This is a genomic window from Xanthomonas fragariae, assembly GCF_017603965.1.
In the GTDB taxonomy this organism is placed as follows: domain Bacteria; phylum Pseudomonadota; class Gammaproteobacteria; order Xanthomonadales; family Xanthomonadaceae; genus Xanthomonas; species Xanthomonas fragariae_A.
In genome coordinates this window covers 2,756,506-2,771,999 of record NZ_CP071955.1, presented here as the reverse complement: position 1 = coordinate 2,771,999, position 15,494 = coordinate 2,756,506, and the positions used below count along the sequence as shown (strand labels likewise).

Sequence of the window (15,494 nt, the reverse complement as noted above, 5' to 3'; positions counted from 1 at the left end):
TTCAAATGACTGCTTGGCGCTGAACTCAGCGCCAGATCTGCAGTTTCTCGGCATCCACGCGCTGCATTGGCTCCCCCGGCTTGCAGCTGAAAGCAGCCCCGAATTCCGGTAGGTTGGACAGCGGGCCGTTGGTGCGCCAATGGCCCGGTGCGCGGATGTCGGCGCTTGCGCGTTGTACCGCTTCGTTCGGCGACAACTGCTGTGCCCACAGGCCGGCCCAGGCAGTGAAGAACGCCTGCTTGTCCGCTTCAGTGGCCGCCGGCTGGGCCTTGATGAAGGCTTGCCAGGCCAGTTCGATACCGGCCAGGTCGGCCAGGTTTTCTTCGGCGGTCTGCGCGCCGTTGACCTTGACGTTGGGCACGCCGGGGTACGGGTAGGCGGCGAACTGGTCGGCCACCTTGCCGGTCAGCAGTGTCCAGCTAGTCTTCTCGGCCGGCGTCCACCAGCTGCGCAGCTCGCCCTTGGCATCGACCAGAGAACCCTTGGCATCGATCGCACGGGTGATCTCGTGTGCGACCAGTGCACCGTAAGCGCCGTACTGCGCGGCCGGTGTGCTGCCGGTGGTCAGAACCGGAGCCTGCAAAACGGCGGCGGTGACGATCAGGCGGTTCTGCGCGATGTCGTAGACCAGCGCCGGCTGCTGCGGCAGTACGTCCCAACGACGGTCGGCGTTGCCCCTGCCGATGCGCTTCATTTCCTCGTGGTGACGCCAGGTCGAGGCGATCAGCATGTTGCCGCCGAAGCTGCCACGGCCCATCGGCTGCACGGTGTAATCCAGATCGCGACGTGGCGCGCCGACTTCGATCTTCATCGCAGCCAGCTTGGCCTTGGCTTCGGCAATCACTTCGCCGTTGCTCCAGCCAGTGCGCTCCAGCGCGGCAAGTTGCGCGTCGCGCACCTGCTCGGCGATGGCTTCGGCCTGGCGGCGAGTGTCGCTGCTCAGGTAACGCGCCACATATTCGCGACCGAGCATCGGTCCGGCGGCGACGTTGATCGCCTCCAGCACCTGCTGCCAACGCTGCGGCGGCAGTGTATCGCCACGCAGCAGACGGCCGCGGAACTGGTACTCGGCATCGTGGAAGCTCCTGGAAAGGTACGGCGCCATCGCATCGCCCACGCGCCAGCGCAGGTAGGCCTTCCACTGGTCCGGCTTGATGCTGACGATCATGCTGTCGAGCTGCTTGAACATGGCCGGGTCGGTCATCGACACCAGGTCGTCCTTGACGCCCTGCGCTTCCAGGAAGTCGGCCAAGCGCAGGTTCTTGTATTGCTTGGTCAGCTCCTTGGTGGCGATCGGCGCGTAGTTATTGAACGGGTTGTTGATGTCCTGCACCGACTGCGCGCTGCGTGCCAGTGCGGTTTCGATCTGCAGCACGGATGCGGCATCGGCTTCGAGCTTGTCGGCCGGCGTGCCGGTCAACGCCAGCATCTGCTTGACGTAACTGCGGTAGCGGCCCATCAGCGCCTGGGTGTCGGCATCGGTGCGGGTATAAAAGGCTGGATCGGGCAGACCTATGCCGCCCTGCATGAAGTAACCGATATGGCGATCCAGTGCCTTCAGGTCCACGTCCGGGCCGAAGTTGAAGCCGACCGGGATACCGACCTGATGCAATGCGGCGATGGAAGCGGGCACATCCTTGGCCTTCTTGATCGCGTCGATGCGCGAGAGCAAGGGCGCAATGGGATTGGAGCCGTCTTTTTCGACAGACGCTTCATCCAGGCCGCTAGCCCAGAAATCGCCGAGCAGTTTCTGCACATTGCCCTGCGGTGCCTTCGTCCACGCGTCCAGCAATTCGCGCTGCTGCTGCAGGGCGCGCTCGGACAGCTGGCCTAACGCGGTGACGGCGCCGGCCTGCGGCACCGGGTTGCTCTTGAGCCAGCCAGCGTTGGCGTCCTCGTAAAAATCGGTGCAGGCCGCCGACACGGCTGGGGCCTTGGGAGCGACCTTTTTCTTGCGTGCCGCGTCGGCGTCGGGGGCGGAAAGCAGCGTAATCAGGCTGAAGCCAAGAGCGAGGGCAAGCGGACGAATGGTGGGCATCGAGAATGAAGAGCGGCCAGATTGAAGTCGGCGGAGTTTAGCAAGGCTACGCGTCGTGCAGGCGCGCGCTGCCGTTCGTCTTCGGTGCGGGCCGTCTGCATGAACGCGACAGGCCCGCGTGCGCGGGCCTGCGTGTTGTTCAGGGTGCTGAAAGCGCTTGCAACGAATTTGGAGCGGCTAACGAAACTGCTGCGCTCACCGACAGATGGGCTCAGCCGGTGCTCGGAACCGGCATGTACCACGCGTACACTGCGGTTTCTCCGCGCCGTCCGCACTCACCTGGCGACTGCTCGCTACGTTTTGTTAGCTACTCTTAACCGATCAGCACTTACCAGATCACAACGCGGTTTTTCTCGGGACGCACCATCGCATCGCCTGCCTTGCACGAGAACGCGGCGGCGAATGCTGGCATGTTCGACGGTGCACCGATGGCGCGGAAGTTCGACGGTGCGTGCGGGTCGGTCTTTAGAAGCAACAACGCATTTTCCGGCGTGACGTTGCGGCGCCATAACGTGGCCCAGTTGAGGAAGAAGCCCTGATCGCGGTTGATGCCGTCGGTCTTCGGGTCGTCCTTGCCGGCGGTGGCGGTCTTCATCGCGTCATAGGCGGTGTTGAGGCCTCCCAGGTCGGCGATGTTCTCGTTCAGGGTCAGCTCGCCCTTGACCTTGTCGCCGGCGGTGGTGCGATAGCTGTCGAACTGCGCAACCAGCTTGCCGGTGCGTGCCTTGAACGCGTCCCGATCCTTCTGCGTCCACCAACCCGGATCGGCGATGAAGTTGCCATCGGCACCGAAGCGGCTGCCCTGGTCGTCGTAGCCGTGCGTCATCTCATGCCCGATCACTGCACCGATGCCGCCGTAGTTCATTTCCTCCGGCGCATTCGGGTCGAAGAACGGCGGCTGCAGGATCGCGGCCGGGAACACGATTTCGTTCTGCAGCGGGTTGTAGTAGGCGTTGACCGTCTGCGGGCTCATGCCCCATTCGGTCTTGTCCACCGGCTTGCCGATCTTGGACATATTCCACTTGTAGTTGTATTCGGCCGCGGCCTGCACGTTGCCCAGGTAGCTGTCGCGGCCGGTGTTCAAGCCGTTCCACTCACGCCACTTCTGCGGGTAACCGATCTTGGGCGCAAAGCTTTCCCACTTGGCGATCGCCTGGGTCTTGGTTTCCGGGCTCATCCAGTCCAGCTTTTCGATGCGGGCCTTCAGCGCGGTGCGCAGATTGGTCACCAGCGTTTCCATCTTGGCCTTGGAATCGGCCGGGAAGGCGACCTTGACGTACAGCTGGCCCAGCGCCTCGCCGGCCTGGCCGTTGATGGTCGCCAGCACGCGCTTCCAGCGCGGTTTGATTTCCTTCTGGCCGCGCATGGTCTTGTTGTAGAAAGCGAAGCTCTCATCTACGAACGGCTGGCTCAGGAATGGCGAGGCGCCATCGACGGTGTGGAAGCGCAGGTAGGCACGCCAGATCGCCGGATCGGTGTCGGCGATCATCTTGCCGACTTCCTGATGGAAGGCGGGTATTGCCAGCGAGAACATCTGCGGCGTGGTCACGCCCTGCGACTTGAAGAACTCGGTCCACGACCAGTTCGGGGTCAGCTTGTCGGCATCGGCCGGCGAGATCGGGTTGTAAGCTAGCGAAGCATCGCGCGACAGCTGGGTACTGGTCTTGGAAACCTTGGCCAGACGAGTTTCGAACGCGACCACCTGCTTGGCCTGCGCGGCGGCGGCGGCCGCAGCCATGCCAGACAGCTCCAGCACCTTGGCCACGTGCGCCTGATAGGCCTCGAGCTTGGCTTTGTTGGCTGGGCTGGTGTAGTACTCCGGATCCGGCAGACCCAGCCCGCTTTGCATGGCGTAGGCGATCTCTTGGGTGGACTTCTTGAAGTCCGCCCCGGCGTCGAAGCTGAAAAGCACGTTGTTGCCCTTGGCCGCGCTGCTGCGCAGATAGTCGACCAGCTTGGCTTGGTCGCTGATGGCGTCGATCGCGGCCAGTTCCGGCTTCAGCGGCTCGATGCCCTGAGCATTGATCTTGGCTTCGTCCATGCCGGTGGACCACAGGTCGCCGACGATCTTTTCCACGCCGGTGGCGCTGGTGTCGGCTGCGGCCTGTTCGACCAGCTGCTGCTGGACCGCGTTGGAGCGCTCCTCGAGCATCTCGAACGCGCCCCAGCTGGTGCGATCGCTCGGCACCGGGTTGGCGGCCAGGAACTTGGCGTTGGCGTAGGCGTTGAGGTCGTTACAGGCGTTGCCATTGGCATCCAGATCGGCCGCGGTGAACTGGTTCACCGCCGGCAGCTTGCTCTGGTCCAGGGTCAGCGTTTTGGGTGCAGCGGGGGTGGTCGCCGCCGTGTCGGCTGCGGGAGCGGCCGTCGCGCTGTCTTCGGACTTCTTGCAACCGCTCAGCGCGGCGGCCACGGACAGGGTCAACGTCAATAAACGAGGTGTACGAATCACAAAGGACTCCAAAAGCATCAATGGTAAGCCCGTTGCCAGGCCTGTGGCAGGCACTCTACGCCACGCCAGCTGGATGGCATGGTGTCGAAGGTCATGGGTGCGGAGTGTGTAGATGGGCTGGCGTAAGGTTGGTCTGGTGTGCGTTTGGTGGTGCGCAGCGCGATGTGCGCGGCGCAGGTCGTGCTAGGCCTCTGCGGCTTGGGCAGTGCGGCTCTGAGCAGAGTTCCAGGCCAACATTGCCTTTGTAGATGTGGGCGAGTGGACAGATGTCGCAAGGTCGCTACCGCCCAAATCGCTGGCTTGTGCAAGCGGTGCTATATACAAGCGCATGCCCATCGCCAACAGACCGTTGGATGCACTGATCATCGGCGCCGGCCACAATGGCTTGGTCTGCGCTGCGTATTTGGCCAAGGCCGGCAAACGGATGCTGGTATCTGGAAGCGCGTGAGGTGGTCGGCGGTGCGGCGGCGACCGAAGAGTTCTACCTGGGATTGCGCAATTCGGTAGTGGCGTACACGGTGTCGTTGCTGCAGCCCAAGGTCATCGCCGATCTGGCGCTGGAACGCTACGCCTTGCGTTTAGAGCGGCTAACAAAACGACTGCGCTCACCGCCAGGCGGGCGCGGCCGGTGCTCGGAATCGGCATGTACCACGCGTACACTCCGGTTCCTGCGCGCCGTGAGCACCCACCTGACGACTTCTCGCTACGTTTTGTTAGCCGCTCTTGGTGCCGCGCCGCATCAATAACTTTCTGTCGTTGCCCAATGGTGAACATTTGCTGGCCGGCGCAGGGCGCACGGAATAGGAAATCGCCAAATTTTCCGCACGCGATGCTGCGGTATTGCCGGCCTACCAAGCGCGTCTGGAACAATTGGCCGGCGTGTTGCGGGCCTTGTCTGGCGTGGAAAGTTCGAAAAAAGGCCTCGGAAACAGAGGCCTTGATGTAAAGGCATAGCCAGCGCAAGTATCACATGGATGCTACCGCCTGCAACGATTAGAAATCGTAGGAGGCAGACAGACGCACATAGCGTGGAGTGTTGTAGTTGTAATTTTCCAAGCCGATTCCATAGGTATTCGACACCAGGCCAGGAGCAGTTTCATAAATGCTGTTAACGCGATTGACAGTACGATCATTCAATACGTTAAACACCTGAAGCCCGATCGCAAGCTTGTGCGCGGCGAACGAGGGACGATAGGTCACACCCAAGTCCACATTCTTGATCCAGGGGGTCCGGCCAGCGTCACCAGGCCTTGATGGCTTACCTGCGCAATAGTGGTAGGCCGATTCGTAATTGATCGGATCCGGATTCTCCGGATCGTTGAAGTAGCCAAGGCAGGAGACCGGGGTGCCTGACATGACACGCAGGGTGGCTGATGCCATCCACTCTGGCGTGATCTGGTAAGCACCGAACGCTTTCAGTTGATGGCGACGATCGTTCGCCAAGCTACCACCCGCGTAATACATCAGAGCCGCCGCATCCCAGTCCTGCGTCTTGGAGACGTCGGCCTGACTATTATCCGACTTCACTTGCCCTTCGGTATTGCCATAGCTATGCGACCAGGTGTAATCGACACGGCCATACCACTTCTCATCAAACGGATGCTCCAAGAACAGATCTACAGCAATGTAGCTACGCTTGGCCTTGTCGGTGAAGCCCCAGTCGGATTGGGACATCTGTAGTTGGGTGAAACCTGATCCGTCGAAATTGGCGAGGTTATAGGTGTTGGTCTTGCCCGGATTGAAAATCACGCAATACAGGATATCGACGGTCCTCGGGTCGATTCCTTGCGCCACAAGCTTCAGGTCGCCGCGTGCATTGTAGTCATCGTTGTGCATGTCGCAGACATCGTCGATCGCCGCTTCCAACTTTCGATACGTCGCCTTGGCGCCGGAATTCCAATGTTCGCCAATCGTCTTCTCAAACCCAAGAATCAACTCGTCTTGGTATTGCGATTTCAAATCGCTCGGAGCAAATGCACCTGGATTGGGTGCTTGGCCAAATTCGCCATTGGCCGAGACCGGTCCCGGCCCGAACGGAGTCAAGCCAGTTGGCTCGCCGTCAGCATCGATACCTGTGTAAGTGAAGTATTGATCGGTATAAGTCGATGCCGACGCTCCACGAATCGCAACGCTATTAGGCAGAGCGAGATAGTAACGGCCAAGATTTGCAAACACTTTCAAAGATGAATCACCAAAGACATCCCAACTCGCTCCCAGACGCGGAGCCCATTGGTCGCCACTATCCACATAAGCGACATGATCGCTATTGAAGTTGGTGAATTGGTCGTTGCGGATACCTAGCGTCACTAGCCAGTTGTCGCTGACCTGCCACCGGTCTTCGAGGTAGTAAGCTTTTTGCTCCACGGCCATGCTTGTGGTAGTGGTGAAGATACGTTGCTGGGCATAAAATCCATTCGAGCCTGGACCCGGAGCGCCAACCCCTAGCCCGGGACGTACTGCAGTCTGCTCCGTGGCAGCGCGCCCATAGATCCACTGGTAGCCGGGACCGGTGGTACGTACTCCTTCGTCGTAGGCGTTGAAGTATATGTTGTCCACGCCGGCGGTGATGTCGTGGTCACCCAATCGGTAATTCAGCTCCAGACGCAGGCTGCGCGTCTTGTTGATGGGGTCTTCGGCTTTTGCTCTGTTGGTTGTTTGATTGTTACGGATCGGCATGCCGCCGTTGAGTGCAGGGTTCTGGCTGGTTACGCTGTCAAGGAAGGGTAGGTCGGAAATGAATGGATTGAATTGCTGATTGTGTTGGGTGCTACGTCCCCATGTAGCGTTCAAAGTCAGATCGTCCGTCAAGTAACTTGTGTACTTGAAGATGTCGTAACTGTCTTTGATCTTGAATGTATCCGGATAGGTTCCAGTACGGTTGCCACTCACCAAACCATTGTAATCGAACGATATGTAGTAGCCGCTGCGGCGATCAGTGTTTTGGACGCGCGTATATTCAAGGATATTGCTGTCGTTGATATTCCAGTCCAGTTTTCCGTAGAACTTTGGCGTGCTGTATTCGTAATTATCACGAGCCTGGATGCTCGCATTGCTGGCACTCGTCCCTATGCCTTCGACTTTTTCCGTCTCACCGGCCACAAAAATAAAGAGCCTGTCTTCGATTAGCGGGCCGCCTGCATATGCGCTGTAGACGGTGCGCGTCTGCTTGTTGTCCTTGCCGGAGCGATACAATGTCCCAGGTTGGTTAGGCGTGCTGTACTCATAACCGGCTGGAAGCGCTGCATTTGGATACCAGACATCACCGCGAGAACTCGCCAACGAATCTGGCTCCCAAACGGTCTGTACGCCAAAATGCCACTCATTGGTGCCGCGCTTGCCTAACTGGTTGATCACTCCGCCGGTGGAGCGGCCGTACTTTGCGCTGTAGCCGCCGGTGTAGGTTTCCTGCTGGTCGATTGCGCCGTAGGGCAGGCTGACGCCGCCAAGGTTGCTCAACGGATTGCTGACGTTGAAGCCATTGATGTAGTAAGCGTTTTCGGTGACGCCTGAGCCGCCGAAGGATACGACAGAACGCGAGCCGTTGTTGAACGCACCGGAGCCGGATACCGCACCGGGAGCCAGCAACGCGATCGCTTCCGCACTGCGTCCCAGCGGTAGTGTTGTCAGCTGTTCGGAGGTGATGACCGAGCGCGAGCTGGTGGAGCTGACGTCGATCTTCGGTACGTTAGCTGCGGTGACCGTGATCGCACCCAACGTTGTCGCATCCGCGTTGCCTGCGGCGCTCGCACCGGCAAATGACACTTCAGTACCCGAGCCAACGCGTAACTGTACGTTCTTGCGGGTGTCGATGACCTGATCGCCGCGACGCAAGGTGACGGTGTAGGCACCAACCGGTAATGAGCCGAGGTTGTAGCGGCCATCTGTGTCGACGGTGATCGTACGGCTGAAGCCGGTGTCGCTCTGCACGACGATGGTGCTGCCGGCTTCCGAGGGAGCGCTACCATAGATGCTGCCGGTCGTGCTTTGTGCGTAAACCGTGCCATTGGCGAGACAGGCGCCCAGCACAACAGCCAGAGCGGTGCGCTTGAGGGCGTGGCGACGAAATTGATTGCTCATTCCTGACCTTTTAGCTGGGTACCGGGAGAATTGGCAGTCATCGAAAAGTCAGATGGCCTCAATTCGAACGTAATAAATCTGTGCTCTAGGTCGCAAGTGGTTTGAATGGATTTTTAAGGAAATGGCTGGTATCCGCATTGGATGTGTGGAACTGCGCACAAATCGACGGTCCGCACATGGATGCAGCGACAGATGCGGTGACTATTCATTTTGTCGCTGCGTAGGATTCGTGATCGAACCGAACCGAGCGCTGCAATTCGTAAGGTCGTAGCCGAAGATTGTCGAGTTCGATTTTTAGGTTTCATTAGAAATATTTGACACGGCAAGGCTCCGGTTACCGGGGCCTTGGTGCGTAGCGCAACGCAGCAAGCTCAGAAACTGATCGTTGTCACTACGTAAGAACTGGCCGATGTTGTCATACAGACCGGAGTTGGCGTCCGAGCCGAAGTAGTTGAGCGGCAGGTTCTTGTCCAAGGCGTTGTCGATGCCGAGGTAGACATCGATCTTAGAGCCGGGGAACCAAGAGCGGCTAACAATAACGACTGCACCGCCGCCAGGCGCGGGCGCGGCCGGTGCTGGAATCGGCATGTAACACGTCCGGTTCCTGCGCGCCGTTCGCACCCACCTGACGACTGCTCGCTAGGTTTTGTTAGCCGCTCTAATCGCCGAACTGTGGAGTGCTGCTAGGTGTGCGAGCTGTTCTTGATCGGGCTGGCCGCGCCCGGGAGTGCTGTTGTAGCTCTGCTGGGTCACGCGCAGGTTGCCGTCTACGTAGTTCATGTCCGCAGATGCGCCTGGATGAGTCGGTACACTGACGACCTCTTTGGCGCTGCGGTTGGTGATGCGGCTATCGCTACCGCCGCAGCACACGACGAATTAGGTAGGCAATGACGACGATGGTGAAATGCGCTTCAAGTACGGCGATCGACCTTGGACAGGGCGCAATCGCATGATGGGCGAACGCAGGATTGCCGCACATGCAGTGCAAGGGGCGCTCGCGCCGCATCCGCGAATCCGCAACGTGATTGCGGTGGGGTCCGGCAAGGGCGGGGTGGGCAAGTCGACCACGGCGGTGAATCTGGCGCTGGCCCTGCGGCAACGGGGCGCGCGGGTGGGTGTATTGGATGCCGATATCTACGGGCCGAGCGTGCCGGCCATGCTGGGCCTGAGCGGCCGGCCGGACAGCCCGGACAATAAGTCGATCGAGCCATTGCGTGCGTTCGGGATCGAGGCTATGTCGATCGGCTTGCTGGTCGATCAGGACACGCCGATGATCTGGCGCGGGCCGATGGCGACATCCGCGTTGACCCAGTTGTTCAACGACACGCTGTGGGGCGACCTGGATTACCTGCTGATCGATCTGCCGCCCGGCACCGGCGACATCCAGTTGACCCTGTCGCAAAAGATTCCGGTGGCCGGCGCAGTGATCGTCACCACGCCGCAGGACATCGCCACGCTGGATGCGCGCAAGGCCCTGAAGATGTTCGAAAAGGTCGAGGTGCCGGTGCTCGGTATCGTCGAAAACATGGCGGTGCACACTTGCAGCAACTGCGGTCACCGTGAGCATCTGTTCGGCGAAGGCGGCGGCGAGCGCATGGCCGCGCAGTATGGCGTGCCGTTGCTGGGGTCTTTGCCGCTGGAAATGGCTATCCGCGAGCAGGGCGATGCCGGTCAGCCGATCGTGGTTGCAGCGCCCGAGTCGGCAGCAGCGCAGGCTTATCTGGTTGCCGCTGCGCGCCTGTCGGAGGAACTGAGCAAGCGTCCACGCGCCAGCATCCCGATCTCGGCCTCGCTGCTGTAACGCGCTGGCCGGCCGTTGGTGCCGGTCGCTGCTAGAATTTGCCGTTTTCGCGCGGGCCTTCCGGCCCGCCGTCTTCCGTCTTCAAGGAACACCGCATGAGCATCAAGAGCGACCGCTGGATCAAGCGCATGGCCGAACAGCACGCGATGGTCGAGCCGTTCGAACCAGGCCAGATCAAGCACGACGCGGCCGGCCAGCGCATCGTCAGTTTCGGCACGTCCAGCTACGGGTACGACGTGCGCTGCTCGCGCGAGTTCAAGATCTTCACCAACATCAACTCCACGATTGTCGACCCGAAGCATTTCGACCCGGGCAGCTTTGTCGATATCGAATCGGATGTCTGCATCATCCCGCCGAACAGTTTTGCGCTGGCACGGACGGTGGAATATTTCCGCATCCCGCGCGACACCCTGGTGGTGTGCCTGGGCAAGAGCACCTACGCGCGCTGCGGCATCATCGTCAACGTGACCCCGCTGGAGCCGGAGTGGGAGGGCCACGTGACCCTGGAATTCAGCAACACCACACCGTTGCCGGCACGTATCTATGCCAATGAAGGCGTGGCGCAGATGCTGTTTTTCCAGTCGGACGAAGTCTGCGAGACCTCGTACAAGGACCGCGGCGGCAAGTACCAGGGCCAGACTGGCGTGACCTTGCCACGCACCTGATGCAATGGCGCGGCCGTGGCCTTCGGCAGGTCGCGGTCGTTCTTTCGCGGTAGCGCAGGGTGGTGCACGTCAGCTGCGATCAGCAACGCCGGCCACCCGACCGGGACCAGCGTGTCCGGATCGAAACGGGCCAGTCCAAGGTGGTCCACCAGGAACAACATGCCCAACGTGACCATAAACAGGGCGGGAATCAGGTGATGGCGCATGGCGATATCCTCCTGTAGGTGTGAGGCCATGCTGGTTCCCGTGCCCGATTCGCTAATCCCGGCACCCAGCTATTTCCCCTTCCCAAACAACATCCCCACGCCGCAAGCGACCAAGGCGGCCGGCCACCACGTAGCGATCAGCCGGCCCAGACTCACATTGGTCCAGCCCAGGTTATTGGCCAGAAACAGCAGGCCGACGAGGATCAGGATCAGCGCGGCGACGACATTGGATTTCATGCGAAAGGGTAGTTGAAAGACGGGTGCCTATCGTAGCCGCTGCGCCCACGTTGCGACATGCTGTTGCAGCGCATCGGCTGCGAAGCGCTGCGCGCTGCCACTCCCCCACACCGGTCCGGGCCAGGCGGCATCGCCGGTATGGCGGCCAACCAGATGCACGTGCAGCTGCCGCACGATATTGCCAAGTGCGCCGATGTTGAGCTTGGTCACCTGCGGGCTCACACGCAGCAGCTGCGATAGCTGATTGATCTCGGCCAGCAACAGGCGCTGCTGGCCGCCATCCAGATCGATCCACTCGCTGACATCGGCCACCCGCGGTACCAGTACCAGCCATGGGAAACGGCTGTCGTCCATCAGCCGCACCTGCGACAGCGGTCCGTCGGCGACGAATACGCTGTCTGCAGCCAGCCGCGGATCGAGCTGGAAGCCGGTCGCGCCAGATGCAGGCTTGCCCGATGCGGGCTCGCTCATCCCAGATGCGCTTCGAAGAAGCCCAGGGTGCGCTCCAATGCGCGCTCGGCGCTGTCGGCATCGAAGTGGGTTGGGTCGATGCTGCGGTTGAAGGCGTGTCCGGTCGGATACACGAAGGTCTCCATCTGCGGCAGCTTCTCGCGGTGGGCCTGGATCGCCTCGGGCGGAATGCTGGCGTCCTGTTCGCCGAAGTGGAACATCACCGGCGCCTTTGGGGTTTCGTCCAGCAGCTGGATGTTGCGGCCGCCGTAATAGCTTACCGACGGCAGGCCCAGGTGGATCGCCGACAGCAGTGCCACCGAGCCGCCCCAACAATAGCCCACGGTGCCGACCTTGCCGGCCCGGGTCAGCAGAGTCGCTGCGGATTTGACCACGTCCACCGCACGCTCCAGGCCGACCGCGTTGGCCAGGGCCAGGCCGCGCTGGACGCTTTCCTGGTCGTAAGGCAGCTGCACGTCTTTTTCTTCCAGATCGAAGAAGGCCGGCGCCAGCACTTCGTATCCGCGGGAGGCGTAGTCATCGGCCACCGCACGGATATGTTCGTTGACACCGAAGATCTCCTGGATCACCACCAGGCCGCCGCGCGGGCTGGAAACGGGCGTGGCGTGCCAGGCGGCGACCTGGCCGTCGGGGGTGTCGAGCGTGGTCCAGTGACCCATGGGAACTCCTGATGCAGTAGGGGGAGGCGCGCATTATCGACCGGACCGGCGACGCTGCAGGTGAGGGTCTGGTTTAGAGCCTGTTCAAAGCCTTCTAGGCGGCAATGCCAGGAGAGCACTGCGCAGAACACCTCTTACAGAGCGACCTTAGCGGGGGCGCGGTCTTCTTGCGTGCACCTTCGAGCAAAGCGCGGATCTGCTCGAACTGCTCGCCGCTGATGTCCCTGGGATAGCGTGTCGTCATCTGAATATGATCAGATAATTCGAGACGTCTTTGAACAGGCGCTTAGACGCTCACGTCGATGTTCGGCAAACCCGCTACGCCTTCGCCATCTGCGCACCGGGTGTGCGATCGATCGATCACAATAATCGATTATCGAGGGCTGGATCGGCAGCGTTTCGACCAGATAAAAAGCAAGGTCATCAGTGGGGCAAATGCGCGAGAGCTGGTGGTGTTCAGCGGATATCGCTGAGCCGCATCAGCTTGACGAGACCAAGTAACGAGCCGTCTTTTTCATCATGAAGCGGAGCGAAAAAAATGCGGAGCACAAAGAGCAGCAGTCGTGGGGCGCATGCCCAGAGTACTTACCAGAGTACTTACCAAAGCCTGCCAGAGCAGGCGGCCGGCCGGCCGGCAAGCCCGGGCGCCGCTCCTGCCGGAATGCCGTCGTCGTCAGCGCCTTCTGGCGTCCTCGGCGAACTGCCAGCTCGACCGACTAAGCGCCCACGCATCGAGGCATCTGCTGCGCGTTGGGCGCCAGGATCGGCTGCGCTTCTGGCGCCGAACGGCACATCGATACCGTTTCCCTTCGCGCTGCATCACGACCACCTGCCCCCCAACAGTCATGTTCCTCAACTTCGGCGCGCTGATGCGCCTGAGCCCCAGGGGACAACAGCCCAGCAGCCTGTTTCTGAAGACGTCGCAGTTCAGGAGGAACGTCGGGCGCCAGTTGATTGTCCATCAACCTCGGGCGATAGGCGCAGCAAGTTCGCCCAGCTAAGAGCCAACATACTAAGCGCGACCTGGCCGTCAAGCTTCAATGCACTCTATACAGCCGACAAGGAACTCATCGCGAAGTTTGTAGAAGGCGCCGAGCGGGGGGGAAGCAGCCTCGTGACCACAAAAGTGCACGCCAGCATGTTGATACGTTTTAGCGATTGGCTCAGGCAGCAGAGTAGGGGTGGTCTGCAAGGCAGGCTCTTCGAAGACGAGCTGAAAAACGATGCCACGAATTTCCAAAAAGGGATGAAAAGCGATTATTTGACCATGGCACTGAAGCATCTGCATGCCTTCGAATCTAGCCCCGACGGAACGGTAAAGATCCGGGGTTTCCGCCGCCATGAGGCTTCTGACGGTGATAAAAAACTCATCAATGCTGCGCTTTCTGATAAACCCAAGTATGCAACTGCGTTGCGCGCGTTCAGTGCATGGCTCCACGCCGAGAATAAAAAGGGATTGTGCGAAACGGACAGGCTGCACTCCCAAGCCTTGATGGATGACGCCAATGTCTTCGCAAAGACGCGCGTGCCGGGCAGTCAGAAGTCGGTTGTAGCGCTGCGGCAACTGCGGAACTTTTACCTAACCGGAAAGACGGACTTCCCGAAGAGGATTAATAGGCGTGAGATCCGCGAAGTCGACCGCCAACTCTACGAGCAATATAAAGATATTTTGTCGACGACGCTGTCGACGTCCGGCCCCGAGAAGAAATACAATAACGGGCAAACCTACTCCGGTATGATATCAGGCTTGATGGCATCTTTCAGCGGTTGGCTAAAGGCGAACCAAAAGGCGGCAATGGCGACGCGTTTGTACGACACAACGCTGGATGACGATTTGAATATCTTTATCGATAAAGACTTTCAAGGCCATGCCAGGACTATAAGAGGCATGCTGGCGCAAGTGCGGGATATTTTTCCTTCTGACGTGCAGTCGCTTGAGCAGGGCAATAAGCGTCAGGCCCACGACGTCGACCGCCAACTCAGCGAGCAATTTAAAGATGCTTTGTTGGCGCCCGGTCGCGAGACGACATCCATTAACCAGGAAAAATACGCCAATATGTTGTCAGCCCATGTGCGCCACTTCAGCGCCTGGCTGCAGGAGAACGAAAAGGAGCCATTGGCGTCGCGTTTGCACGAGACAACGCTAGATGACGATTTGAATCTCTACATCCATGGCAAGAGCTTAGGCTACAAAAGTGTTCTGAAACACATGCTGATGCAAGTGCGCCAGATGTATCCTTACAACGTGCAGTTGCCCGACCTGGGAAGCAGAGCTGAAACGGCGGAGCCTTCTGACTCCTCCATGTTTCCACTCAATCCTGAGGGTGGTTGGCCGCAGGCGGCTGAAGGCGTCTGGATCCCCGATACGCCAGAGCAGGAGGTGACGGTACCTGCGTTGCCAGCCCAGCCCGAGGCGTCGAGTTCCGCCTTTGAATTCGAATGGGGAGAAGCACTGCGTCAAGACGATTTTTTGTCGCAGGCAGATCAGACAAAGTGGGATCTCGATACATTTACTGACCATTTCACATTTTCTGAGTAGTTCATGGCGCCTTCGTTGTCAGCTCAGCCCGTGGCGTCGAGTTCCAACATTCTATTCGACTGGGAGGCAGTGCATCCAGCAGCGACAGAGCCGCAGCACACCACCGCTATGCCGCAAGCGTCGATACCGACCCTCGACGAGAATGACACTGGGCTCAACTGGAACGATGGTGAATGCGTGTTCCCGAATGACTATTGCATCATAGCGTTTACGACCAGCAGATCGTTTGTCTCCACGCACCGCAGCCGAGCATCGCGCATCTGAGGCGCTCATCGCCAGACGGACACGGATGGTGCGCGATGCGATGCTCGTTTCGGCGCATGTGCCAAGCGTACCCCGAACCCGCCTG

10 protein-coding genes, 3 other RNA genes and 2 pseudogenes are annotated in these 15,494 nt (G+C 60.0%); 8 read left to right on the top strand and 7 right to left on the bottom strand.

The genetic code is table 11. From position 1 onward, the window contains the following. Nucleotides 1-25 precede the first annotated feature (25 nt). Nucleotides 26-2,038 carry a M13 family metallopeptidase gene (locus J5I97_RS13065; RefSeq protein ID WP_208586964.1) on the bottom strand — a complete coding sequence of 671 codons (2,013 nt, stop codon included), beginning with the start codon at nucleotides 2,036-2,038 and terminating at the stop codon, nucleotides 26-28. A gap of 233 nt (nucleotides 2,039-2,271) precedes the next feature. Here J5I97_RS13065 and J5I97_RS13060 point away from each other — a divergent pair. Continuing rightward, a non-coding RNA gene (locus tag J5I97_RS13060) (sX9 sRNA) lies at nucleotides 2,272-2,347 on the top strand. A 19-nt stretch (nucleotides 2,348-2,366) separates the two neighbouring features. On the opposite strand, the gene J5I97_RS13055 is transcribed toward J5I97_RS13060, so the two are convergent. After that, nucleotides 2,367-4,508, bottom strand: a complete 2,142-nt coding sequence (locus tag J5I97_RS13055) for a M13 family metallopeptidase (protein ID WP_238135527.1) — start codon at nucleotides 4,506-4,508, stop codon at nucleotides 2,367-2,369. 310 nt (nucleotides 4,509-4,818) lie between these two features. Between J5I97_RS13055 and J5I97_RS13050 the strand changes: the two are divergent. The 3 genes and pseudogenes from J5I97_RS13050 to J5I97_RS13040 all read left to right on the top strand — a co-directional run. After that, nucleotides 4,819-5,068, top strand: a pseudogene (locus tag J5I97_RS13050) (FAD-dependent oxidoreductase); the annotation flags it as partial. A gap of 65 nt (nucleotides 5,069-5,133) precedes the next feature. Beyond that, a non-coding RNA gene (locus tag J5I97_RS13045) (sX9 sRNA) lies at nucleotides 5,134-5,209 on the top strand. A gap of 4 nt (nucleotides 5,210-5,213) precedes the next feature. Continuing rightward, nucleotides 5,214-5,387 (top strand): annotated as a pseudogene (locus tag J5I97_RS13040) (FAD-dependent oxidoreductase); the annotation flags it as partial. 96 nt (nucleotides 5,388-5,483) lie between these two features. Here the strand turns inward: J5I97_RS13040 and J5I97_RS13035 are convergent. Together J5I97_RS13035 and J5I97_RS13030 are read right to left on the bottom strand one after the other, a co-directional pair. Further along, the gene (locus J5I97_RS13035) at nucleotides 5,484-8,567 is read right to left on the bottom strand and encodes a TonB-dependent receptor (RefSeq protein WP_208586963.1); all 3,084 of its coding nucleotides are present in this window, start codon (nucleotides 8,565-8,567) and stop codon (nucleotides 5,484-5,486) included. 294 nt (nucleotides 8,568-8,861) lie between these two features. Further along, nucleotides 8,862-9,155 (bottom strand): hypothetical protein, encoded by a 294-nt coding sequence (locus J5I97_RS13030; protein WP_208591841.1) that lies wholly within the window; start codon nucleotides 9,153-9,155, stop codon nucleotides 8,862-8,864. Here J5I97_RS13030 and J5I97_RS13025 point away from each other — a divergent pair. The 3 genes from J5I97_RS13025 to dcd all read left to right on the top strand — a co-directional run bounded on the left by J5I97_RS13025 (nucleotide 9,154) and on the right by dcd (nucleotide 11,033). Continuing rightward, nucleotides 9,154-9,222: non-coding RNA, sX9 sRNA (locus J5I97_RS13025), on the top strand. The two genes, J5I97_RS13030 and J5I97_RS13025, sit on opposite strands and share 2 nt — an antisense overlap. Nucleotides 9,223-9,516: 294 nt before the next feature. Further along, nucleotides 9,517-10,368 (top strand): iron-sulfur cluster carrier protein ApbC, encoded by an 852-nt coding sequence (gene apbC / locus J5I97_RS13020; RefSeq protein WP_208591732.1) that lies wholly within the window; start codon nucleotides 9,517-9,519, stop codon nucleotides 10,366-10,368. Nucleotides 10,369-10,463: 95 nt separating this feature from the next. Then, a complete protein-coding gene (gene dcd, locus J5I97_RS13015; RefSeq protein ID WP_002814516.1) occupies nucleotides 10,464-11,033 on the top strand; it encodes a dCTP deaminase in 570 nt (189 codons plus the stop codon). Nucleotides 11,034-11,308: 275 nt separating this feature from the next. On the opposite strand, the gene J5I97_RS13010 is transcribed toward dcd, so the two are convergent. The 3 genes from J5I97_RS13010 to J5I97_RS13000 are packed head-to-tail and all read right to left on the bottom strand — an operon-like array spanning nucleotide 11,309 to nucleotide 12,606. Further along, nucleotides 11,309-11,476, bottom strand: a complete 168-nt coding sequence (locus J5I97_RS13010) for a LiaI-LiaF-like domain-containing protein (RefSeq protein WP_002814511.1) — start codon at nucleotides 11,474-11,476, stop codon at nucleotides 11,309-11,311. A gap of 27 nt (nucleotides 11,477-11,503) precedes the next feature. Beyond that, nucleotides 11,504-11,947, bottom strand: coding sequence for an HIT domain-containing protein (locus J5I97_RS13005; RefSeq protein WP_208586962.1), 444 nt, complete (start codon nucleotides 11,945-11,947; stop codon nucleotides 11,504-11,506). Continuing rightward, nucleotides 11,944-12,606: a dienelactone hydrolase family protein gene (locus J5I97_RS13000; RefSeq protein WP_208586961.1), complete on the bottom strand. Its 663-nt coding sequence runs from the start codon at nucleotides 12,604-12,606 to the stop codon at nucleotides 11,944-11,946. Before J5I97_RS13000 ends, J5I97_RS13005 begins: the two co-directional genes overlap by 4 nt. A gap of 661 nt (nucleotides 12,607-13,267) precedes the next feature. Here J5I97_RS13000 and J5I97_RS12990 point away from each other — a divergent pair. Continuing rightward, a complete protein-coding gene (locus tag J5I97_RS12990) occupies nucleotides 13,268-15,145 on the top strand; it encodes a hypothetical protein (protein WP_208586960.1) in 1,878 nt (625 codons plus the stop codon). Nucleotides 15,146-15,494: the final 349 nt, after the last annotated feature.